Below are 21,337 nucleotides of genomic sequence, written 5' to 3'. Positions count from 1 at the left end.
ACAAAAGCAATCTATCGAGCAAGCCCATGCACCTGCTGCGCACCCAACCCGGCGGCTTCGTCCCCGACGACGGCATCGCCGACCTGGCCCAGACGCCCGCCGAGCTGGTGATTCTCTGCAGCGGCGATTCGCACCTGGCGCTGCTCGCCGAGGCCGCCCGCGAGCTGCCGGAGGATTACCCGAGCCTGCGCCTGGCCAACCCCATGCAACTGCAGAACCACGCCTCGGTGGACCTCTACGTCGACGTGGTGCTGCAGCACGCGAAGGTCATCCTGATCTCGGTACACGGCGGCGTCGGCTACTGGCGCTACGGCATGGAGCAACTGGCGGCCTTGGCCGAACGCGGCGTCACGCTGATCGCGGTACCCGGCGACGACAAGCCCGACCCCGAATTGGCCGCGCTCTGCAGCGTTGCGCCGCAGGACGCCGAGCGCCTCTGGCAGTACCTGCGCCAGGGCGGCCTGGACAATGCCCGGCAGTTCTTCGCCTGCCTCGCCACGCGCCATCTGCAACGCGACTACCCGTGGAGCGAGCCGCAGACGCTGCCGCGCGTCGCGCTGTATCACCCGCAGACCGGCAGTTGCGACCTCGCCCGCTGGCAGGCCGACTGGTACCCGGAGTGCCCGGTGGCCGCCTTGCTGTTCTATCGCACGCACCTGCAGGCGGCGAATACCGGCTTCATCGATACCTTCTGCGAGCACCTGCAGGCCCACGGCATCAATCCGCTACCCATCGCCGTCGCCAGCCTCAAGGAAGCTGCGTGCCTGGAAGCGGTGGAAAACCTGCTCGATAGCGCCGACGCCGAACTGATCATCAATACCACGGGCTTCGCCCAGTCGAACCCGGAAGCGCCGCACGACCGGCCGTTCCGCCGCGACGTGCCGGTGCTGCAAGCCATCTGCTCACTGGACAACCTCGACCTCTGGCGCGCCAACCCGCAGGGTCTAGGCCCGCGCGACCTGGCCATGCACATCGCTCTGCCGGAGCTGGATGGCCGCCTCATCACCCGGCCGATCAGCTTCAAGGGCCTGGCCTGGCGCAGCGAGCGCAGCCAGAGCGACGTGGTCTGCTACCTGCCGCACCGGCCGGGCATGGATTTCGTCGCCGAACTGGCGCGGCGCTGGATGCTTCTGGCGCGCAAGGCAAACGCTGACAAGCGCGTGGCGCTTGTCCTGGCCAACTATCCAACCCGCGACGGGCGCATCGGCAATGGCGTGGGCCTCGACACGCCCGCCGCCGCTCTGAACATTCTGCGTGCGCTGGAGGGCCAGGGTTATCCGATCGCCGGCCTGCCCGATTCCGGCACGGCGCTGATCCAGCAACTGCTCGGCGGCGTCAGCAACGACCTGGACAGCCTCGACCTGCGTCCCTGCGCGCAGAGCCTGGCACTGGACGACTACCTCGCCTGCTTCGCGCGCCTGCCCGAGGCCAACCAGCAAGCCGTGCGCGAGCGCTGGGGCGAGCCGCAGCAGGACCCGATGTTCCGCAGCGGCCGGATGATGGTCGCCGGCCTGCGCTTGGGGCTGGGCTTCGTCGGCATCCAGCCGGCGCGCGGCTACCAGCTCGACGCAGCAGCGATCTACCACGATCCGTCACTGGTGCCGCCCCACGGCTACCTCGCCTTCTACTTCTGGCTGCGCGACGTGTTCGGCGCCGACGCGCTGGTCCACGTCGGCAAGCACGGCAACCTCGAATGGCTGCCCGGCAAGGGCGTCGGGCTCTCGGAGGAGTGCTGGCCGGACGCGATCCTCGGCCCGCTGCCCAATCTCTATCCGTTCATCGTCAACGACCCCGGCGAAGGCGCGCAGGCCAAGCGCCGCGCCCAGGCGGTGATCATCGACCACCTGATGCCGCCGCTGACCCGAGCGGAAAACTACGGCCCCCTGCGCGACCTCGAACGCCTGGCCGACGAGTACTACGACGCCTCCCTGCTCGACCCGCGCCGCGCCAGCGAACTGCGTGGCGACATCCTCACGCTGGTACGCGACACCGCGCTGGACCGCGAGCTGGGCTTGCAGTTGAGCGACGACCCGGAAAGCTGGTTGCCGCAGTTGGACGCCTACCTGTGCGACCTCAAGGAATCACAGATTCGCGATGGCCTGCATGTGTTCGGCGAATCGCCGGTGGGCGAACTGCGCCGTGACACACTGCTGTCGCTGGTGCGCATTCCACGGGGCGACGGACGCGGCGGCAACGCCAGCCTGCTGCGGGCGCTGAGCGAAGACCTGAAGCTTGGCCGCGATCCGCTGGACGAAGCTTTCGCCGAGCCGTGGGAAGGTCCGCGCCCTGATGTGCTGACCGCCGTCAGCGACGAACCCTGGCGCAGCAACGGCGACACCCGCGAGCGCCTGGAGCTGTTCGCCCTGCGCCTGATCGATGGTTCCGCCAGCGCTCCCGGAAGCTCGAGCACGGCGGTCCTCGCGCAACTGCACCAGCAGATCGCGCCAACCCTCGACGCCTGCGGCGCCAGCGAGATCGGCCATCTGCTCGCCGGCCTTGCCGGCCGCTTCGTCCCGCCCGGCCCCAGCGGCGCGCCCAGCCGTGGGCGGGTCGACGTGCTGCCCACCGGGCGCAACTTCTTCACCGTGGACGTGCGCAACCTGCCCACGCCCACCGCCTTCCGCCTCGGCTTCCAGTCGGCCAGCCGCCTGCTCGAACGCCACCTGCAGGACCACGGCGACCACCTGCGCCAGCTCGGCCTGTCGGTGTGGGGCACGGCGACCATGCGCACCGGCGGCGACGATATCGCCCAGGCGCTCGCGCTGCTCGGCGTGCGCCCGGTGTGGCAGGCCGGCAGCCAGCGCGTGGAGGATTTCGAGATCCTGCCGATCAGCCTGCTCGACCGCCCACGGGTGGACGTGACGCTGCGGGTATCCGGCTTCTTCCGCGATGCCTTCGCCAACCTGATCCGCCTGTTCGACGCCGCCGTGCAGGCGGTCGCCGCGCTGGACGAGCCGGACGACCTGAACCCGCTGGCCGCCCGTGTGCGTGCCGATCAGGCACGCCTGCTGAGCGAGGGCCTGGAAAGCGACGAAGCCCGCCGCCAGGCCGGCTGGCGCATCTTCGGTGCGCAACCCGGCGCGTACGGTGCCGGCGTGCAGGGCGTGATCGAGTCGCGCCAGTGGGACAGCCGCGCCGACCTCGCCGAGGCCTACCTGAATTGGGGCGGCTACGCCTACGGAGCCGGCGACGACGGCACCCCGGCACGCGAGCGCTTCGCCCAGCGCCTGTCCGGCCTGCAGGCGGTGCTGCACAATCAGGACAACCGCGAGCACGACATCCTCGATTCCAACGATTACTACCAGTTCCAGGGCGGCATGCTCGCCGCCGCCGAGGTCATCCAGGGGCAATCACTTTCCAGCTACCACGGCGACCACAGCCAGCCGGACAACCCGCGCATCCGTACCCTCAAGGAAGAACTCGGCCGCGTGGTGCGTTCCCGGGCGGTGAACCCGAAATGGATCGCCGGGATGAAGCGCCACGGCTACAAGGGCGCCTTCGAACTGGCCGCGACGGTGGACTACCTGTTCGCCTTCGACGCCACCAGCGAACTGGTCGACGACCACCAGTACCGCCTGCTGGCCGACGCCTACCTGCTGGACGACGACACCCGCGAGTTCATCCGCCAGCACAACCCCGAAGCCCTGCGCGACATCGCCGAGCGCCTGGTGGAGGCACAGCAGCGCGGGTTGTGGGAAGAGCCGGGGGAGTACCGCGAGACGCTGGAGAATCTGCTGGTGGATAGTGAAGAGCAGTGAGGGATTCCCAGCTGGCGTAGGGACGGACTCCGTCCGCGATAGGATTGCCGCGCGCCGGATACCATCGCGGACGAAGTCCCCTCCTACACAAGTGCGGAGTGGCGCATTGACCTGTAGGAGCGAGCTTGCTCGCGAACCCGCCCAGCTTCGAAGCGGCCGGGAAACTCGTTCGCGAGCAAGCTCGCTCCTGCAGGAAAGCCTCAACCGCGACGCAGGCGCTGCGCCGCGTTCAGCAACAACGCCTCGGTGCCGCTCCAGCCCAGGCAGCCATCAGTGATCGACACGCCGTAACGCAGCTCGCCGGACAGCGGCTGGCAGCCGTCGAACAGGTGACTCTCCAGCATCACACCACGCAGCGAGCCGTCGCCGGCCAGGCGCTGGTCAAGCACGCTGTCCAGCACCGCCGGCTGGCGCAGCGGGTCCTTGCCGCTGTTGGCGTGGCTGCAATCGACCATGATGCGCGGATCGAGGCCGAGCTTTTCCAGCCCCTGGCGGATCTGCTGCACGCTGGCCGCATCGAAGTTCGGCCCGGCGTGGCCGCCGCGCAGGACCAGATGGGTGTCCGGGTTGCCCTGGGTCTGTACCAGCGAAGGCCGGCCCAGCGCATCGATGCCGAAGTGCTGGTGCGGGTGCGCGGCCGAACGCATGGCGTCGGTGGCGATGCCGATGCTGCCGTCGGTGCCGTTCTTGAAGCCCACCGGCAGATCGAGACCACTGACCATCTCGCGGTGCACCTGCGATTCGCTGGTGCGCGCGCCAATGGCGGCCCAGCCCAGCAGGTCGTCGAAGTAGCCGGCCACCAGCGGTTGCAGCAGTTCGGTGGCGACCGGCAGGCCGCGTTCGAGCATGCCCAGCATCAGCCGGCGCGACAGTTCCAGGCCGCCGGCCATGTCGCCGCTGCCGTCCAGCTGCGGGTCGTAGACCAGGCCTTTCCAGCCGATGGTGGTGCGCGGTTTCTCGACGTAGGCGCGCATCACCAGCAGCAACTGGTCGCTCACTTGCGGGGCGAGTTCGGCGAGGCGGTCGGCGTATTCGAGGGCGGAGACAGGGTCGTGCAGCGAGCACGGGCCGATCACTACCAGCAGGCGTGGGTCGCGGCCATCGAGTACGGCGCGGATCGCGTCGCGGCCTTCGCGGACACGGTGGGCCATGGCGGCGGACAGCGGCAGGTGCTGGCGCAGTTCGGCGGGGCTCGGCAGCGGCTGTTCGCGGCGGCGAGCGGAGGGCAGCGGCAGGTCGAGGACTTCGGCGGTGGCTGCGTGTGCTTGGCGGATCAGGGTGGAGGTGGAAGCGTTCATCTGACTGGCATCCTTGGCCGGCGCGGTGGTCGTTCCGCGCTCGGCGCTCTATCTAAGTGTTCGTGGCAAGGCTCGTTGGGTGGCACGCAGCGCGCTGCTAAATCGCCAGTCGGAGTTGCGGTAATAGCGGTAGTCGGTGGTGTAGGCGGTCATGTCTCGATCCTCTGTCTGAGCGTTTTCGCTCGTTTCAATGCGTTGGGCCTTGTGGGCTTTGAAAAACAAAAACCCCGGTCGGGTTGCCGACCGGGGTTTTGGGAAACTGTCTGGTTGGCGACCCTGCTTGCTAGGGCGCCTGTGGGGTATCAGGCGCGCCTTTGGCTAAACCAATACCCATAGAAGAAATAACCGGCAGCAGCGGCCAGGACCTGCGCGCGAGCAACCACGGAGCCAATGGCACCGAGGCGGGCGAGGGACTGGACGGGCAAGCTGGACGGCATAATGTTCTCCGTGGAAGTAGCGCCAAGTTACTGCATCGCGGCGTGCCGATCAATGACTTGGCTCTATCGTTCTGATGGACATTGGTCGCACCTCCTACGCCCGGTTCGCTACCATGCACGGACGAAATCCGCAGGAATCCCCCATGAGCGCCCTTCCCCACTTCCCCCTGGCCGCCGTCGTCGGCGCCGATGAGCTGAAGCTGGCCCTGTGCCTGGCAGCCATCGACCCCGCCATCGGTGGCGTGCTGATCGAAGGGCCACGCGGGATGGCCAAGTCCACCCTGGCGCGCGGCGTCGCCGATCTGCTGGACGGCGGGCGCTTCGTCACCCTGCCGCTGGGCGCCAGCGAGGAACGCATTGTCGGCACCCTCGACCTGGACGCGGCGCTGGGCGAAGGTCGCGCGCAGTTCTCCCCTGGCGTGCTGGCCCACGCCCACGGCGGCGTGCTCTATGTGGATGAAGTGAACCTGCTGCCCGACCACCTCGTCGACCTGCTGCTCGACGTGGCCGCCAGCGGGGTCAACCTGATCGAGCGCGACGGCCTGTCCCATAGTCACCCGGCGCGCTTCGTGCTGATCGGCACCATGAACCCCGAGGAAGGCGAGTTGCGCCCGCAACTGCTGGATCGCTTCGGCCTCAAGGTACAACTGCACGGCACCCCGGCGCCGACCGAGCGCGCCGAGATCGTTCGCCGCCGGCTGGCCTTCGATGCCGATCCGCAGGCCTTCCTCATTCAGTGGCAAGGCGCACAGCAAGCGCTGCAACAGCGCTGTGTCGATGCCCGGCAAGGCCTTGCCGCGATTGCGCTGGATGATGCTGCATTGAACGAGATCGCCGAGCGCTGCCACTCCGCTGGCGTCGATGGCCTGCGCGCCGATCTGGTCTGGTTGCGCGCAGCCCGTGCCCACGCCGCCTGGCGCGGCGCCAACGCCATCGAGGCGCAGGACATCGAGGCGGTGGAACACTTCGCCCTCGCCCATCGTCGCCGCCCTGCACCAGCGCAATCGGCAACGCCGCAGCAACCTTCGTCCAGGCAGGCGCAAGCAACGTCCAACGCCTCCAACGGCGAAGGCCAATGGGGTGAACTCCCCGCCCAGAACGTCACGATGGGCGAGCGCCGACAGTTGCCGGGCTGGCCAAAAAAGCCCTGAGCATCCGCCCGCGCCAGGCCCCAGGCGCGGATGCCAACCCCCGACCCGGCCAACTTGCGGGCGGCCGCGGCGGCGCCCGTCAGCCGGGCGCGCACGGCCGCATCGACTGGCCCGCGACCCTGCGCAATGGCCGCCCGCAACGCCGCGCCGACCTGGTGCTGCGCGCCCGCAGCCGCAAGCCCAGCGAACTCTGGCTGGTGATAGTCGACGCCTCAGCCAGCACCCGTCGCCACGGCGCCCTCGCCCAGGCCAAGGGGTTGCTCGCCGACACCTTCGAACAGGCCTATCGCCAACGCGCGCGTCTCGCCGTGCTGCATGCCACCGGCGCACAGCCGCGCTGGTTGTGGCAGGGCCAGAAGGCATCGAGTCAGCTTCAGGTGTGGCTGGAGCAACTTGGAGCCGGCGGCGGCACCCCGCTGATCGAAGCGCTTGAGCAAGCCCGCGAATGGCTGGACAAGCGCCAGAGACAGAAGCCGGGTGAACATCAGCGCCTGTTGGTGCTGACCGATGGCCGATTGCGCGACTGGCCGGCGCTGCAGCCGATGAGCTGTCCGACTGTGCTGGTGGATATCGAGGGTGGCGCGGTGCGACTTGGTCGCGCAGAAATACTGGCGCAGGAGCTGGGCGCGGAGTATCGGCCTATTGGTGAACTCCCTGCGTGAGCTACCGAGAGCCCCTCACCCCAGCCCTCTTCCAGAGGGAGAGGGCTAGGGTGAGGGTCGTCCCCTGGCACCGATTTTCCGCTGATCTCAAGGTTCCCCATTGCGCCCATGCAACAGGAACCCCGGCCGCTCGCTCAGCCGCTCGTAGTAGGCGGCAACTGCGGGCAGTTCCGGGCGCTGCATGGGCGTCAGGTACCAGCGGTTCACCGACAGGCCAAGGACGACGTCGGCAAGGCTGAAGCAGGCGCCGGTGACGAAGGCACCGGTGCGCTCCAGTTGCCGGTCCAGCAGGGACATGCAATGGTTCCACTGCGCCTCGCTCAGGGCGATGGCGGATTCGTCGGTATGGCTGGGGCTGTTGCGCACACGGGCCATGAATACATAGCGCCAGGCATTGTTCAGTTCGGTGGCCTGCCACCCCATCCATTGCTCCACCAGCGCGCGCTCGCGGGGCGAGTTGGGCAGCAGTTCATCGAGCGGATACTGGCTGGCGAGATAGCTGCAGATGGCGTTGGACTCCCAGAGCACGAAGTCGCCGTCGACAAGCACCGGCACCATGGCATTGGGGTTGAGTGCGATGAACTCAGCCGAAGCCGTGGAGCGAAAGCCCGAGCCCCAGTCCTCCCGTTCGTACGGCAGGTTCAGTTCGGCGCAGGTCCAGAGCACCTTGCGCACATTGATCGATGAAGCGCGGCCGAGAATTCGCAGCATGGTGTCACTCCCTGTGAAAACCGAGGCCCAGCATAGAGGTGCGCCGGCCACCGGAGAAGCTTCATGACGGTTCTGCAGGAGCGAGCCTGCTCGCGAACCATGACGACGCTGTGAACGCTCCTCGTTCGATGCGTTCCCTCATTCCGCCAGCAGGCGTTCCAGCGCCGCCCACAGCGACTCAACGCTGTCGAACTCCCGCGCCACGAGCGGCAACGCCGGGCGCGCCAGAATCAGTACCGGCACGCCCCGCTCGCGAGCGACTTGCAGCTTCGGCTCGGTGGCCTGGCTGCCGCTGTTCTTGCTGATCAGCACGTCGGTACCCAACCGCGCGAATAGCTCGCGCTCGCCCTCCAGGGTGAACGGCCCGCGGGCGCCCAGTACTTCGGCGCGCGGATTACCTGGGAGGTTTTGCAGACAGCGCACCGTCCAGTGCTGGTGGGCGGGAATTTCATCGAGGTGCTCCAGCGGCTCACGCCCCAGGGTGAACAGCGGACGGCGAAAATCCTTCAGTGCGCTGATCAACCCAGGCCAATCGGCGACCTCGCGCCAATCATCGCCAGCACCCGACTGCCAGCCGGGCCGCCGCAGCGCCCAGCACGGCACACCGGCCAGCCCCGCAGCACGGGCGGCGTTGGCGCTGATCTGCGCAGCATAGGGATGGGTCGCATCGAGCAGGAGGTCGAAGCCCTGTTCGCGGATGAATCCGGCCAGGCCTTCGGCGCCACCGTAGCCACCCACGCGCACTTCGCAGGTGAGGTCGTCCGGCACCTTGCCGAGGCCGGCCAGGCTGTAGAGATGCTGCGGGCCCAGCCGTCGCGCGATAGCCAGCGCCTCACCGATTCCGCCCAGCAGCAGCACCCGTTTCATCGCACCTCCAGCGCCTCGCCCACCAGGTTGCCCTGGCGGTCGATGGCGAAGACTTCCAGCGTTACTTCAAGGGGCACGATACGCCGGGCGAAGGCCAGCGCGCGGGCGCACACCGCATCGCCCAGGGCGATGCCCTCGGCACGGCACAGCGCCAGCGCCTGCTGGCTGGTGTTGGCCTCGCGCATGCGTTGCTGCAGGTCTGCCGAAGCCCAGATCCCGGCGCCCCACTCGGCCAGTTGCGGCAGGTCGATGCTGGAGTGGCGGCTGTGCAGGTCCATGTGGCCGGCGGCGAGCTTGCTGATCTTGCCGAAGCCGCCGCAGACGCTGAAGCGCTCCACCGGCACCTTGCGCAGGTGCTTGAGCGCGGCGCCGGCGAAGTCGCCCATCTCGATCAGCGCGGTGTCGTCGAAACCGTAGCGGCGGCGCATGGCGTCCTCGCTGGCGTTGCCGGTGCAGGCGGCAAGATGGCGGAAGCCGTTGGCGCGGGCGACGTCGATACCCTGCTGGATCGAGGCGATGTAGGCCGAGCAGGAGAACGGCCGGACGATGCCGGTGGTGCCGAGAATCGACAAGCCGCCGAGAATGCCCAGGCGCGGGTTCATGGTCTTCTGCGCCAGCTCGGCGCCGCCCTCGATATGGATCGTCACCTCGAAGCCGCCGGCATAGCCACACTCGGCCGCCAGCGCGGCGAGGTTGTCACGCATCATCTGACGCGGCACCGGGTTGATCGCCGGCTCGCCCACCGGCAGTACCAGCCCGGGTTTGGTCACCGTGCCGACACCGTCCCCGGCATGAAAACGCACACCCGGCTCATCGCTCAGCACGACACGGGCAAATACCAGCGCGCCATGGGTCACGTCCGGGTCGTCGCCGGCGTCCTTCAGCGTGCCGGCTTCGGCACCTTCAGCAGTAAGCCGGCAGAACTCCAGGCGCAGGGTCGCGCAACGCGCCTTGGGCAGGGCGATCTGCGCGGCATCCAGCGCTTCACCGGTGAGCAGCAGGCGTGCTGCCGCGAGGCTGGTGGCCGTAGCACAACTGCCGGTGGTGTAGCCGCTGCGCAGCGGGCGTGGCTGCTCCGGGGTTTCTTCGCGCATGCTCACTCGGCCAGCGGCTTCCAGACTTCCAGCAAAGTGATCGGCAGCGCCGCGCGCCAGGTGTCGAAGCCACCCAGCGGCTGGGCCTGGGACACCGACAGGCGGGTCAGCTCGCCACCGATGCGCGCGCGCCAGCTCAGCAGCATGGATTCGCTCTGCAGGGTGACGGCATTGGCCACCAGGCGGCCGCCGGGTTTGAGCTGCTCCCAGCACTGGTCGAATACGCCGGGCAGGGTCACGCCGCCGCCGATGAAGATCGCATCCGGACGCTCCAGCCCCTGCAGTGCTTCCGGCGCGGCGCCGCAGACCAGTTGCAGCGCCGGTACGCCGAGGGCATCGCGATTGAAGCGGATGTGCTCCTGGCGCCCTTCGTTGGCTTCGATGGCCAGCGTGCGGCAGCTCGGATGTGCGCGCATCCATTCGATGCCGATGGAGCCGCAACCGGCGCCGACATCCCAGAGCAACTCGCCCGGTTTCGGCGCCAGCCGCGCCAGGGTCACGGCGCGTACATCGCGCTTGGTCAACTGACCGTCGTGGCGATAGTCATCGTCGCGCAGGCCGACAGTGAGCGGCAGGCGCTGCGCGTGTTCACCGGCGATGCACTGCACCGCCAGCAGATTCAGCGCAGCCGCCTGCGCCAGCGACCAGTCATTCGCCAGACCATCGATGCGTCGTTCGTGGTCGCCGCCCAGGTGCTCCAGCACGCTGAGCCGGCTCGCAGCAAACCCCCGCTCGCGCAACAGCGCAGCAACGGCCGCAGGACTGTCGCCGTCATTGCTGAGGATCAACAGCTTCACACCGTCGTGAATCTGCGCATTGAGCGCCGCCAATGGCCGCGCCACCAGCGACAGCAACGTGCAGTCCTGCAATGCCCAGCCCATCCGTGCGGCAGCCAGCGAGGCGGAGGACGGAGCGCAAAGCACGCGCATTTCCTCGGCCGGAACCTGGCGGGCCAGGCTTGCGCCGACGCCGAACCACATCGGGTCGCCGCTGGCCAGCACGCAGGTCGGCTCGCCGCGCCGGCGCAGCACCGGCTCCAGGCTGAACGGGCTCGGCCAGGCCTGGCGGTTGGCGCGCAGGCAGTGCGGCAGCAGCTCCAGCTGGCGCGGCGCGCCGATCACTTCGCTGGCGGCGAGCAGGGCACGGCGCGCGGCCTTGCCGAGGCCGGCGTAACCGTCCTCGCCGATGCCGACGATGGTCAGCCAGGGCGTCATGAAAATTCCTCGAGAGTGCGACGATCGATCCGACGGGCAGGCTTTTCCTGCCTTCGGGCAAAGCAGGCATAATACCCGCTTCGTCGGTGCTCGTAGGACGCTTCGCCCCTATCGGTGAGGTTTCCGGGAGCCGAAGAGGGAACACGGTTAAGCCGTGGCTGCCCCCGCAACTGTAAGCAGCGAGTCCGCGCAATGCGGCGCCACGGGACAACGTTCCGTGCCGCCGGCCAGGCCACTGGGCAACCGGGAAGGCCGCGCTGGATGAGGACCTGCCAGCCAGGAGACCTGCCGACGAAACCAGTCGCGTGTGCAGACATCGAGCGGGGTGTATCGGTGTCGTGAAGTCCCCTGTGGGGATTCGCAGGTCACCGCGACCCAGCCCTGGTGACCTCAGTGCAAGACACATCCGCTCTGCCCGTCCGCCCGCATGCCTGCCCCGGCCTGCTGCGCATCGTGGCCTCCCGCGATGGCGGCATCTGCCGCATCAAGCTGCCCTGTGGGCAGCTCGACGCCCACGCTGCGCGAGCCATTGCCCAGGCCGCCGAGCGCCATGCCGATGGCGTGCTGGAAGCGACCAACCGCGCCAATCTGCAGATTCGCGGCGTGCATGCTGGCGCTGAAAATGCGCTGAGCCATGAATTGTTGAGCGCCGGTCTCGGCCCGCGTGAATTGGCGTCGGATGATGTGCGCAATCTGCTGGTCAGCCCGGCGCTCGGCCTCGACGCCGCCACGGCTTTCGACGCTGCTCCGCTGGCCCGCCAACTGCTCGACCTGCTGGAGCGCACCCCGCGCTTCCATGGCCTGTCGCCCAAGTTCGGCATCCAGCTCGACGGGGGCGAAGCCCTGGCAATGCTGGAGCACCCCAACGATCTCTGGCTGTCGGCGATGTCTGACGACGCAGCACCGTTGTTCGCCTTCGGCCTGGCCGGTTGTCCGCCACGCAACGAGACGGATCGCCCCGCCCTTGCCGCCGTCAGTGCCGAGCAGGTGCCGCTGCTGGTGGAAACCTTGCTGCAGCTGTTCCTCGACCTCGCCGGCGACGGCCAGACGCGCATGCGCCACCTGCGCGAAATGCTCGGCGACGAAGTGCTGCTGGAGCGCCTGCAGCAACGCCTGCCCTTTGCGCTGCAACTCGGACCCGCTGTGGATAACTGGCGGCGCCCTGCAGCGCAGGCTTTCGGCCATCTCGGGATTCAGCCTCAGCGCCAGCCAGAAAGCACCATGGTCGGCGCGGGATTCGTCCTCGGCCGCCTCGACAGCGCCACACTGTTCGGCCTCGCCGATCTCGCCGAGCGCTTCAGTGGCGGGCAGCTGCGGCTGACACCCTGGCAAAGCCTGATCCTGCCGGAGGTGGCCCAGGTGGATGCCGCCGTTGCACTCGGCGCACTGGGCGGCCTCGGCCTGGTGATCGACGCTGCGCAGCCGCTGTCGCGCATCGTCGCGTGCAGTGGCTCCAGCGGCTGTGCGCGCGGGCTGGCCGATACCAAGGCCGATGCCTTGCGCCTCGCCGAACGCCTGCGCCACGCGCCACCAGCCGGCGTGCATCTGTGCGGCTGCCCACGCTCCTGCGCCGCCGCCCACGTCGCCCCCTACACCCTGCTGGCCGTCGCCGACGGCCGCTATGACCTGTTCCGTCGCGCCGATGGCGTGGCCGGCTTCGGCCAGCCGCTGGCGCGCAACCTTTCCCTCGATGCCGCCGGCGACCTGCTGGCCGCACCTGGAGACTCCATCGATGCTTGATTACATTCGCGACGGCCAGGCGATCTATCGCCAATCCTTCGCCACCATCCGCGCCGAAGCCGACCTCACCGGCATCCCGGCCGACCTGGAGAAACTGGCCGTGCGCGTGATCCACGCCTGCGGCATGGTCGACGTGGTGCAGGACCTGCGCTTCTCCGCAGGCGCCGGTGCCATCGGCCGCGCGGCGCTGGCCGCGGGCGCGCCGATCCTCTGCGATGCGCGGATGGTCGCCGAGGGCATCACCCGCGCGCGCCTGTCGGCACACAACGAGGTGATCTGCACCCTCAACGATCCGAACGTCCCGACGCTCGCCCGCGAGCTGGGCAACACCCGCTCGGCGGTGGCCCTGGAGCACTGGCGCGAGCACCTCGAAGGCGCCGTGGTGGTGATCGGCAACGCGCCGACCGCCCTCTTCTACCTGCTGGAAATGCTCGACGCCGGCGCACCGAAACCGGCACTGATCCTCGGCTTCCCGGTGGGCTTCGTCGGCGCCATGGAGTCCAAGGATGCACTGGCCGCCGACAGCCGTGGCGTACCCTACGTGATCGTCCGCGGTCGTCGTGGCGGCAGCGCGATGGCGGCCGCGGCGGTGAACGCACTCGCCACGGAGGTGGAGTGATGGCCGGCCGCCTGATCGGCCTGGGCGTCGGCCCGGGCGACCCGGAACTGCTGACCCTCAAGGCGCTGCGCCTGCTGCGCGCGTCCCCGGTGATCGGCTACTTCGTGGCCAAGGCCAAGCACCACGCAGGCCAGGGCGGCAATGCCTTCGCCATCATCGAGGAGCACCTGCTGGAAACTCAGCAGCGTCTGCCGCTGGTGTACCCGGTGACCACCGAAAAGCTCGAACCGCCGCTGACCTACGAAGGCGTGATCAGCGACTTCTACGACACCGCTGCCGCCCAGGTGGCCGAGCATCTGGACGCCGGCCGTGACGTCGCGGTGATCTGCGAGGGCGATCCCTTTTTCTACGGCTCGTACATGTACCTGCACGACCGCCTTTCGGATCGGTATGACACCGAAGTCGTACCCGGCGTCTGCTCGATGCTCGGCAGTGCGGCCGTGCTCGGCGTGCCACTGGTGTACCGCAACCAGAGCCTCTCGGTGCTCTCCGGCGTGTTGCCGGAAGACGAACTCAAGCGGCGCCTGGCCGACGCGGACGCGGCCGTGGTGATGAAGCTCGGCCGCAATTTCGACAAGGTCCGCCGCGTGCTGCGCGAGCTGGGCCGCGACGGCGGCGCGCACTACGTCGAACGCGCGACCATGCGCGAGCAGCGCATCGTCGCGCTGGATGCCGTGGACCCGATGGCGTCGCCCTACTTCTCGATGATCGTCATCCCCGGCCAGCGGTGGAACGGCTGATGCGCACCGCTATCGTCATTCTCGGCCAGGGCGCACTGGCCACTGCCCGGCGCCTGCAGAAGGTTTATCCACAGGCGCGCGTGATGGGCCTGAAGGACCGAGTTGAAGGCGCCGACGAGTCCTACGCGAACTTCGGCGATACCCTGCGCCAGCTCTACCGCGACGACACCCCGATCATCGCCCTGTGCGCTGCCGGCATCGTCATCCGTACCCTTGCCCCGCTGCTCGTGGAGAAGGGCGCCGAACCGCCGGTGCTGTCCGTCGCTGAAGACGGCAGCGCCGTGGTGCCGCTGCTCGGCGGGCTCGGCGGGGTGAATCGCATCGCCCGCGAAATCGCCACCGCACTGGAAGTGGCGCCAGCCATCACCACCAGCGGCGAGCTGCGATTCGGCGCCTGCCTGCTCGATCCGCCGCAGGGCTACGCGCTGGCGGACATCGAACAGGGCAAACGCTTCGTCTCCGACCTGCTGGGCGGCGACACGCTGCGCATCGAAGGCGACGCTCCCTGGCTGGACAAGCTGGACCTGCCGCTGGCCGAAGACGCCGCGCATACCTTGCGCATCGATGCGGGCGCCGCTGGCATCGCACACAACGAACTGCGCATCCACCCGCGCGTCGTGCTGGCTCATGTCACGCTGGTGGATTCGCATCTGCCTGAGCGCATCCACCAGGGCCTGGCGCAAGCCGGATTGGCAAAGGCATCGCTGGCGGCGGTCATCGCCCCGCGCTGCCGCATGGCCGATCCGGCCCTGGCAGAGGCCGCCAGCGAGCTGGGCGTGCCGCTGCGCTTCATCGGCAACGACAGCGAGCTGCCGCCGCCCGTGCTGCACGGCGACTCCTTCCACCTGCACCGCGCCGCGACGCCGGTCGAAGCCCACGGCATCGGCCAGCCACGCGGCAAGCTCAGCGTGATCGGCCTCGGCCCCGGCGCCAGCGACTTCATGATCCCCGCCGTGCGCCGCGCCCTGGACGAAGCCCAGGACCTGCTCGGCTACGAAACCTACGTGAAGATGGCCGAGCCGCTGCGCGAGGACCAGGTGCGCCACTGCACCGACAACCGCGAGGAAATGCAGCGCGCCCGCCACGCTTTCGAGCTGGCCGCCAGCGGGCGCCGGGTTGTCGTCATTTCCTCTGGCGACCCCGGCGTATTCGCCATGGCCGCCGCCGTGATGGAAGCCCTGCACGAGAGCGAAGACCCGCACTGGCATGGCGTGGAGCTGGAGGTGCTGCCGGGCGTATCCGCCGCTCTGGCCGCCGCCGCCAAGGCCGGGGCGCCGCTGGGGCACGATTTCTGTCTGATTTCCCTGTCGGACAACCTCAAGCCCTGGGAAACCATCGAGAAGCGCCTCGACCATGCCGGCGCCGCCGACCTGGCCATGGCCTTCTACAATCCGATCTCCAAGGCGCGACCGTGGCAGTTGGGGCGCGCGCTGGACATCGTCCGCCGCCACCGCACGCCGGAAACCCTGGTGGTGCTCGGCCGCGATATCGGTCGCCCGGCGGAAGCCCTGCGCGTCGTCACCCTGGGCGAGCTCGAGCCGGAGATGGTGGACATGCGCACCCTGGTGATCATCGGCTCGTCGCTGACCCGACGCTTCTCCCGTGCCGGCGGTGGTGACTGGGTGTACACGCCGCGCTGGTATCGCTGAGGAAAGGCACGAGGCCTATTTGTAGGAGCGAGCTTGCTCGCGAACAGATTTCCCGGCAGCTCCGGTGCCGAGCAGTTCGCGAGCAAGCTCGCTCCTACAGGAAACACCGGAGCCTCAGACATATCTTGCAAATGGCCATCGCCTTGTTGAAAATGCGATAAATTATCATTTGCAGTTTTGCGCGCCCATGTCTTCCACCTACGACGTCCAGTCGCTCTACAGCGACCATCACGGCTGGCTGCACAACTGGTTGCGCGGCCGGCTGGGCAATGCCGCCGATGCCGCTGACCTGGCGCAGGACACCTTCGTGCGCGTGCTGTTGCGGCCCGAGCGCAGTGAGCTGCGCACTCCGCGCGCCTTCCTTCGGACCGTGGCCCGAGGCCTGGTGATCGATCACTGGCGCCGCGAGGAACTGGCGCGCGCCTACCTCGAATCAGTCGCGCACCTGCCCGAGGCACAAGTCCCCTCGGCGGAGGCCCAGCACAGCATCCTGCAACTGCTGGAAAACATCGCCCGCCTGCTCGATGGGCTCAAGCCCAAGGTGCGCAGCGCCTTCCTGCTGGCCCAGTGCGAAGGCATGCCGCATGCGCAGATCGCCGAGGAACTGGGCGTTTCCGTGCGCTCGGTGGAGCGCTACGTCGCCGAGGCGCTGTTCCACTGCTACCAACTGCGGTACGCCGAATGAATGGCGCCACACCCGATCCACGGGTGGTGAAGCAGGCGATCCAGTGGACCCTGCGGCTGAACGGAAATGCCGATGCCGAACTGCGCAACGCCTGCGAACACTGGCGCCAGGCCAATCCCGAACACGAAACCGCTTGGCTGCGTGTGCAGGCGCTGAACAGTGAACTGGCGGCCAGCTACCAGGCAGTGCCCGGTGCTCGGGTGGCGCTGGAAACCCTGGAAAGCTCCACTCAGCGACTGCAGCGGCGCCAGGCGCTCAAGCTGCTGTCGACCTTCGCCGTCGGCGCCTCCGCGCTGTGGCTGGCCCGCGAGGTCGCGCCCTGGCAACGCTGGATGGCGGACTTCAGCACAACCGTCGGCGAGCGCCAGCGCTTCACCCTGGCCGATGGCAGCGTGCTGCAACTGAACACCGACAGCGCGGTGAATGTGCGCTTCGATACGAACCAGCGCCTGCTGCTTCTGGAGCGTGGCGAGATCCTGCTGAGCACGGCCAAGGACGCCTCACGCCCACTGCGGTTGAGCAACCGGGATGGTCTGTTCGAGGCGCTGGGTACGCGGTTTGTCCTGCGCCAGGACGAGCGCAGCACACGCCTGAGCGTCGAGGCAGGCTCGGTGGCCATCGCTCCGCGCGTGCGCGGTCAGACCACTGCCATCGCCGGGCCCGGACAGACCTTCGAGATCAACGGCGACAGCGCCCTCCTGGCCGAACGCAGCAACATGGACAGCGCCGCCTGGGCCGATGGGCTGATCGTTACCCGCGACATGCGCCTGGCCGACTTCCTCGCCGAGATCGGCCGCTATCGCCATGGCCACCTGCACTGCGACGAAAGCGTGGCCGACTTGCGGCTCTCCGGCGTATTCCGCCTGGACGATACCAATCAACTGCTGGCCCTGCTGCCGCAGACGCTGCCGGTGCGGGTGGAGAAGCGCACGGACTGGTGGGTGACGGTGAGTGCGCGGGGCTGAATGAGAAGATCGGCGCTCGGCCCAACACTCTCTCCCCCGCCCTCTCCCTGAAGGGAGAGGGAGTTATCCGTGCGAACGGAAAGAACTGCGCCCACCGGCGAGCAAAGGCGTATCACCCCACTCCAATCAGTCCCCTCTCCCTTCAGGAAGAGGGGACCTTGCCCGAGCCTCAAACCAAGCCACCGATAAGGTCGCCGCAAAATAATATTTCTTCGCAATCGAGAATTATTTTTGTCGGGTTTCGCCGCCTCGGTCGGCAAGGAGGAATAACCCGATCATTCCCCTGTCCACGGAAGCCCCTCCATGCGAGCCGTCCACGCCCCGACCTCCTCCCCCGCCCTGCCCCGCGCCAGCCGCCTGGCCCATGCCGTGCGTGGCGCGCTGCTGTGCGCCAGTCTCGGCGCCAGCCTGCCGCTGACCGCCTTCGCCGCGGACGGCGCCGCCATCACCAGCAGCCGCGCCTATGCCATCCCGGCCGGCCCGCTGGGCGAGGTACTGAACGCCTTCGCCCGCGAAGCGCGGATCACCCTGTCGGCAACCCCGGAGCAGACACGCGGGCTGAATTCGGCGGGGCTGAACGGCACCTACTCGGTGGACCAGGGCCTCGGGCGCCTGCTGGCGGACACTCCGCTGGAGGCCGTGGACCAGGGCAACGGCAACTACGTGCTGCGCCCGGCCGCACCGACCGACGTGCTGGCCATGCCGTCCAGCGACGTATTCGCCCTGGGCAACGCACTGGGCGAGGAAGACGGCTACCTGGCGACCCACAGCCAGATCGCTACCAAGACCTCCAAGTCCCTGCTGGAAACCAGCCAGAGCGTCTCGGTGATCACCCGCGAGCAGATCGACGACACCGCGTCGAAGACCGTGCAGCAGGCGATCCGCTACACCCCCGGTATCTTCACCGGCCAGGTCGGCGCCTCGAACCGCTACGACTACATCGTCATGCGCGGCTTCGCCGACAACAGCGTCGACAACATCTACCTCGACGGCCTGAAGGCCATGGGCGACAGCGGCACCTTCAGCTCGATGCAGATCGACCCGTACTTCCTTGAGCGCATCGATGTGCTCAAGGGCCCGTCCTCGGTGCTTTACGGCCGCAGTCTTCCGGGCGGGCTGGTGGCGCTGACCAGCAAGAAGCCGCTGTACGAGGATTACCACCAGATCACCGGCACCGTCGGCAACATGGGCCAGAAGGAAATGGGCTTCGACTTCAGCGGCCCGCTGGATGAGGAGAAGCGCATCGCCTACCGCCTGGTCGGCCTGGGCAAGGGTTCGGACACCCAGTTCGACCACGTCAAGGAAGAGCGCTATGCCATCGCCCCGACCCTGGCCATCGACTTCACCGACGCCACCACGCTGACCCTGCAGGGCTACCTGCAGCACGACCCGAACGGCGGCTACCACGGCGGCGTGCCGGCGGATGGCGCGCTGTTCCACCACAATGGCCAGAAGATCTCCCGCGAATTCTTCGACGGCGAGCCGAGCAAGGACGACTTCGACCGCACGCAGCGCATGTTCGGCTACCAGCTGGAGCACCGCTTCGACGACGTCTGGACCGCGCGGCAGAACTTCCGCTACCTGGACTCCGACGTCGACCTCTCCCAGGTCTATGCGTACGGCTGGACAGCGCCTGACGAGAACACCCTGAACCGCTACTTCTCCGGCGCCAGCGAGCACCTGCAGGCGTACATCATCGATAACATGGCCCAGGCCGAGTTCAACACCGGCGCCGCCAAGCACACCCTGCTGATGGGCCTGGACTACCAGAAGCGTCGCACCACCGTGGACTGGCGCTCGGGCTCGGCGCAACCGCTGGACGCCTTCCACCCGCACTACGGCAACGACGCCATCAGCTACTACCCCGACGACAACCATACCCGTCGCCTCGAGCAGACCGGCGTCTACCTGCAGGACCTGATCGACATCGACAACTGGCGCTTCTCGCTGGGCATGCGGGAGGACTGGGTGACCGTCGAGGACAAGAATCGCAGCACCGGCAGCAAGGCCGACGACGACTGGAAGAAGTTCACCGGCCGCCTCGGCGCGCTGTACCTGTTCGACAACGGTATCGCGCCGTACATCAGCTACTCCGAGTCGTTCAACCCCAACGCCTACTCCGACCAGTCCGGTACACCGCTGGAACCGACCGAGGGCAAGCAGTGGGAAGCCGGCCTGAAGTTCCAGCCCGAGGGCAGCCGCAGCCTGTACACCGCATCGGTCTTCCACATCACCCAGGAGAACGTCGCGTCGAAGGAGCCGCAGGACAACTTCTACACCTCCGTGGGCGAAGTGCGTTCCCAGGGCTTCGAGCTGGAAGCCCACACCCAGGTCACCGACAACCTCAAGCTGCTCGGCAGCTACACCTACACCGACATCACCTACACCAAGTCGCTGGACGGCAACCAGGGCCACACCCCGAACCAGGCGCCCAAGCACATGGCCTCGCTGTGGGCCGACTACGGCTTCAACGCCGGCCCGCTGGATGGCCTGAGCCTCGGCGGCGGCGCCCGCTACGTCGGCGAGACCTGGGCGGACAAGGAAAACACCCTGCGCGTGCCGGACTACACCCTGCTGGATGCGCGCATCGGCTACGACCTTTCCCGCGTCGGCCTGAAGGGCCTGGATGTCAGCCTCAACGCCAACAACCTGCTGGACAAGGATTACGTCGCGTCCTGCTACAGCCTGGACTTCTGCTACTTCGGCGAGAAGCGCAACGTCACCGCGACGGTGAACTACCAGTTCTGATCGCCTGCCGCCCGGTTCGCCGGGCGGTTTCCCCAGAACCTCCGCATTGCCTGCGCACGCGGATGTTTTTTGTAGGGATTCAGGACTCACACGCCCCGTGGCGCGGCCGTCGCCACGGGGCTTTTTGCTTTCTAGAACTCTGCCGCGTGGCGGTAGCGCGTCTCCAACTCCAGGGCGACGCGATAGGCTTGCGCCTCGCTCTCGCTGTGGAAGATGCCGACCAGCAGGCCTTCCTGGTACACATCCCAGCAACGCCCTCCATGGGCGCGGAACTCGCGGGATTTATGGTCGTCGTCACGCTCGGTCACTGTAATGCTCATGTCTTTTCTTCTCCGGTTTTGCCGTACATCAAGGCAGCTCCAGAATCATTCAGTTAGCTAGCTAATTAAATAGTCGCCACCGAGAAAGACTTTTACGAACATTCGCCAAAACGAGCGTCCCAGAAACGCAAAAGCGCAGCTCGAAGGCTGCGCTCTTGGGAGACGAATCGTTCGGATCAGAACGGAATATCGTCGTCGAAGCTGTCGTAGTCCGGAGCCGGTTGCGGCGCGGGCTGGGACTGCTGCTGCGGCGCAGGACGCTGGGCCTGCTGCGGACGCTGCTGCGGCTCGCGGGGAGCGCGCGGAGCATCGTCACCACCGGCGCCCGGACGGCCGCCGAGCAGCTGCATGTTGCCGTTGATGTCGACCACGATCTCGGTGGTGTACTTGTCCTGACCGTCCTGGCCCTGCCACTTGCGAGTGCGCAGGCTGCCTTCGACGTAGATCTGCGAGCCCTTGCGCACGTACTCGGCGACGATCTCCGCCAGGCGACCGAAGAACACCACGCGGTGCCACTCGGTACGCTCCTGCTGCTGGCCGGTCTGCTTGTCCTTCCAGCTCTCGCTGGTGGCCAGGGTGACGTTGGTCACCGCGTTGCCGTTGGGCATGTAACGGGTTTCCGGATCGCCACCGACGTTACCTACCAGAATGACTTTGTTAACCCCACGGGCCATGACGC

General features: G+C 67.8%; 17 protein-coding genes and 1 riboswitch. Of the genes, 10 read left to right on the top strand and 7 right to left on the bottom strand.

From position 1 onward, the window contains the following. Nucleotides 1-26 precede the first annotated feature (26 nt). Nucleotides 27-3,758: a cobaltochelatase subunit CobN gene (cobN, locus tag LDJ84_RS03510; protein WP_226045904.1), complete on the top strand. Its 3,732-nt coding sequence runs from the start codon at nt 27-29 to the stop codon at nt 3,756-3,758. 200 nt (nt 3,759-3,958) lie between these two features. Here the strand turns inward: cobN and LDJ84_RS03505 are convergent, their stop codons facing one another. Continuing rightward, on the bottom strand, nt 3,959-5,056 hold the full coding sequence (locus LDJ84_RS03505) for a 3-deoxy-7-phosphoheptulonate synthase (RefSeq protein WP_226045903.1): 1,098 nt from the start codon (nt 5,054-5,056) through the stop codon (nt 3,959-3,961). A gap of 580 nt (nt 5,057-5,636) precedes the next feature. On the opposite strand from LDJ84_RS03505, the gene LDJ84_RS03500 reads away from it, so the two are divergent. Further along, nucleotides 5,637-6,644, top strand: a complete 1,008-nt coding sequence (locus LDJ84_RS03500) for an ATP-binding protein (RefSeq protein ID WP_226045902.1) — start codon at nt 5,637-5,639, stop codon at nt 6,642-6,644. Beyond that, complete coding sequence (locus LDJ84_RS03495) at nt 6,641-7,306, top strand: vWA domain-containing protein (protein WP_413247453.1); 666 nt, start codon at nt 6,641-6,643, stop codon at nt 7,304-7,306. Before LDJ84_RS03500 ends, LDJ84_RS03495 begins: the two co-directional genes overlap by 4 nt. An 87-nt stretch (nt 7,307-7,393) precedes the next feature. On the opposite strand, the gene LDJ84_RS03490 is transcribed toward LDJ84_RS03495, so the two are convergent. The 4 genes from LDJ84_RS03490 to LDJ84_RS03475 form a co-directional block, all read right to left on the bottom strand. Beyond that, nucleotides 7,394-8,017 (bottom strand): glutathione S-transferase family protein, encoded by a 624-nt coding sequence (locus LDJ84_RS03490; RefSeq protein WP_024767461.1) that lies wholly within the window; start codon nt 8,015-8,017, stop codon nt 7,394-7,396. Between the two features lie 138 nt (nt 8,018-8,155). Next, nucleotides 8,156-8,884, bottom strand: coding sequence for a cobalt-precorrin-6A reductase (locus LDJ84_RS03485; protein WP_226045901.1), 729 nt, complete (start codon nt 8,882-8,884; stop codon nt 8,156-8,158). After that, entirely contained in the window at nt 8,881-9,978 is a 1,098-nt protein-coding gene (locus tag LDJ84_RS03480; RefSeq protein WP_226045900.1) for a cobalt-precorrin-5B (C(1))-methyltransferase, read from the bottom strand. Before LDJ84_RS03480 ends, LDJ84_RS03485 begins: the two co-directional genes overlap by 4 nt. A gap of 2 nt (nt 9,979-9,980) precedes the next feature. Continuing rightward, nucleotides 9,981-11,192 carry a bifunctional cobalt-precorrin-7 (C(5))-methyltransferase/cobalt-precorrin-6B (C(15))-methyltransferase gene (locus tag LDJ84_RS03475; protein ID WP_038803585.1) on the bottom strand — a complete coding sequence of 404 codons (1,212 nt, stop codon included), beginning with the start codon at nt 11,190-11,192 and terminating at the stop codon, nt 9,981-9,983. A 67-nt stretch (nt 11,193-11,259) separates the two neighbouring features. Then, a riboswitch (cobalamin riboswitch) is annotated at nt 11,260-11,500 on the top strand. 85 nt (nt 11,501-11,585) lie between these two features. Here LDJ84_RS03475 and cobG point away from each other — a divergent pair. From cobG to LDJ84_RS03440, 7 genes are all read left to right on the top strand, one after another. After that, the gene (gene cobG, locus LDJ84_RS03470) at nt 11,586-12,932 is read left to right on the top strand and encodes a precorrin-3B synthase (RefSeq protein WP_065083716.1); all 1,347 of its coding nucleotides are present in this window, start codon (nt 11,586-11,588) and stop codon (nt 12,930-12,932) included. Then, nucleotides 12,925-13,551 (top strand): precorrin-8X methylmutase, encoded by a 627-nt coding sequence (locus LDJ84_RS03465; protein WP_037011525.1) that lies wholly within the window; start codon nt 12,925-12,927, stop codon nt 13,549-13,551. Before cobG ends, LDJ84_RS03465 begins: the two co-directional genes overlap by 8 nt. Next, nucleotides 13,551-14,291, top strand: coding sequence for a precorrin-2 C(20)-methyltransferase (locus tag LDJ84_RS03460; protein WP_226045899.1), 741 nt, complete (start codon nt 13,551-13,553; stop codon nt 14,289-14,291). The genes LDJ84_RS03465 and LDJ84_RS03460 overlap by 1 nt, the downstream gene beginning before the upstream one ends. Continuing rightward, nucleotides 14,291-15,940: a precorrin-3B C(17)-methyltransferase gene (gene cobJ / locus LDJ84_RS03455; RefSeq protein WP_226045898.1), complete on the top strand. Its 1,650-nt coding sequence runs from the start codon at nt 14,291-14,293 to the stop codon at nt 15,938-15,940. The genes LDJ84_RS03460 and cobJ overlap by 1 nt, the downstream gene beginning before the upstream one ends. Nucleotides 15,941-16,127: 187 nt before the next feature. Next, on the top strand, nt 16,128-16,625 hold the full coding sequence (locus LDJ84_RS03450; protein WP_226045897.1) for a sigma-70 family RNA polymerase sigma factor: 498 nt from the start codon (nt 16,128-16,130) through the stop codon (nt 16,623-16,625). Beyond that, nucleotides 16,622-17,590, top strand: coding sequence for a FecR domain-containing protein (locus tag LDJ84_RS03445; protein ID WP_226045896.1), 969 nt, complete (start codon nt 16,622-16,624; stop codon nt 17,588-17,590). The genes LDJ84_RS03450 and LDJ84_RS03445 overlap by 4 nt, the downstream gene beginning before the upstream one ends. Before the next feature lie 303 nt (nt 17,591-17,893). After that, nucleotides 17,894-20,338 carry a TonB-dependent siderophore receptor gene (locus tag LDJ84_RS03440; protein ID WP_226045895.1) on the top strand — a complete coding sequence of 815 codons (2,445 nt, stop codon included), beginning with the start codon at nt 17,894-17,896 and terminating at the stop codon, nt 20,336-20,338. A 131-nt stretch (nt 20,339-20,469) separates the two neighbouring features. On the opposite strand, the gene LDJ84_RS03435 is transcribed toward LDJ84_RS03440, so the two are convergent. Together LDJ84_RS03435 and ssb are read right to left on the bottom strand one after the other, a co-directional pair. Beyond that, nucleotides 20,470-20,658, bottom strand: coding sequence for a hypothetical protein (locus tag LDJ84_RS03435; RefSeq protein ID WP_024767074.1), 189 nt, complete (start codon nt 20,656-20,658; stop codon nt 20,470-20,472). 176 nt (nt 20,659-20,834) lie between these two features. After that, nucleotides 20,835-21,332, bottom strand: a complete 498-nt coding sequence (gene ssb, locus LDJ84_RS03430) for a single-stranded DNA-binding protein (RefSeq protein WP_017521888.1) — start codon at nt 21,330-21,332, stop codon at nt 20,835-20,837. Between the last annotated feature and the right edge of the window lie 5 nt (nt 21,333-21,337).

It is taken from the genome of Pseudomonas sp. HS-18, from assembly GCF_020401845.1.
Taxonomy (GTDB): domain Bacteria; phylum Pseudomonadota; class Gammaproteobacteria; order Pseudomonadales; family Pseudomonadaceae; genus Pseudomonas; species Pseudomonas nitroreducens.
The sequence above is the reverse complement of the archived record's forward strand: the minus strand, read 5'-3'. Positions and strand labels throughout refer to the sequence as shown.

What these genes read in the sequence shown, in the direction of transcription:
- cobN (WP_226045904.1), top strand. Translation starts at nt 27, where the DNA reads ATGCACCTGCTGCGCACCCAACCCGGCGGCTTCGTCCCCGACGACGGC.
- LDJ84_RS03505 (WP_226045903.1), bottom strand. Translation starts at nt 5,056, where the DNA reads ATGAACGCTTCCACCTCCACCCTGATCCGCCAAGCACACGCAGCCACC.
- LDJ84_RS03500 (WP_226045902.1), top strand. Translation starts at nt 5,637, where the DNA reads ATGAGCGCCCTTCCCCACTTCCCCCTGGCCGCCGTCGTCGGCGCCGAT.
- LDJ84_RS03490 (WP_024767461.1), bottom strand. Translation starts at nt 8,017, where the DNA reads ATGCTGCGAATTCTCGGCCGCGCTTCATCGATCAATGTGCGCAAGGTG.
- LDJ84_RS03485 (WP_226045901.1), bottom strand. Translation starts at nt 8,884, where the DNA reads ATGAAACGGGTGCTGCTGCTGGGCGGAATCGGTGAGGCGCTGGCTATC.
- LDJ84_RS03480 (WP_226045900.1), bottom strand. Translation starts at nt 9,978, where the DNA reads ATGCGCGAAGAAACCCCGGAGCAGCCACGCCCGCTGCGCAGCGGCTAC.
- LDJ84_RS03475 (WP_038803585.1), bottom strand. Translation starts at nt 11,192, where the DNA reads ATGACGCCCTGGCTGACCATCGTCGGCATCGGCGAGGACGGTTACGCC.
- LDJ84_RS03465 (WP_037011525.1), top strand. Translation starts at nt 12,925, where the DNA reads ATGCTTGATTACATTCGCGACGGCCAGGCGATCTATCGCCAATCCTTC.
- LDJ84_RS03460 (WP_226045899.1), top strand. Translation starts at nt 13,551, where the DNA reads ATGGCCGGCCGCCTGATCGGCCTGGGCGTCGGCCCGGGCGACCCGGAA.
- cobJ (WP_226045898.1), top strand. Translation starts at nt 14,291, where the DNA reads ATGCGCACCGCTATCGTCATTCTCGGCCAGGGCGCACTGGCCACTGCC.
- LDJ84_RS03450 (WP_226045897.1), top strand. Translation starts at nt 16,128, where the DNA reads ATGTCTTCCACCTACGACGTCCAGTCGCTCTACAGCGACCATCACGGC.
- LDJ84_RS03445 (WP_226045896.1), top strand. Translation starts at nt 16,622, where the DNA reads ATGAATGGCGCCACACCCGATCCACGGGTGGTGAAGCAGGCGATCCAG.
- LDJ84_RS03440 (WP_226045895.1), top strand. Translation starts at nt 17,894, where the DNA reads ATGCGAGCCGTCCACGCCCCGACCTCCTCCCCCGCCCTGCCCCGCGCC.
- LDJ84_RS03435 (WP_024767074.1), bottom strand. Translation starts at nt 20,658, where the DNA reads ATGAGCATTACAGTGACCGAGCGTGACGACGACCATAAATCCCGCGAG.
- ssb (WP_017521888.1), bottom strand. Translation starts at nt 21,332, where the DNA reads ATGGCCCGTGGGGTTAACAAAGTCATTCTGGTAGGTAACGTCGGTGGC.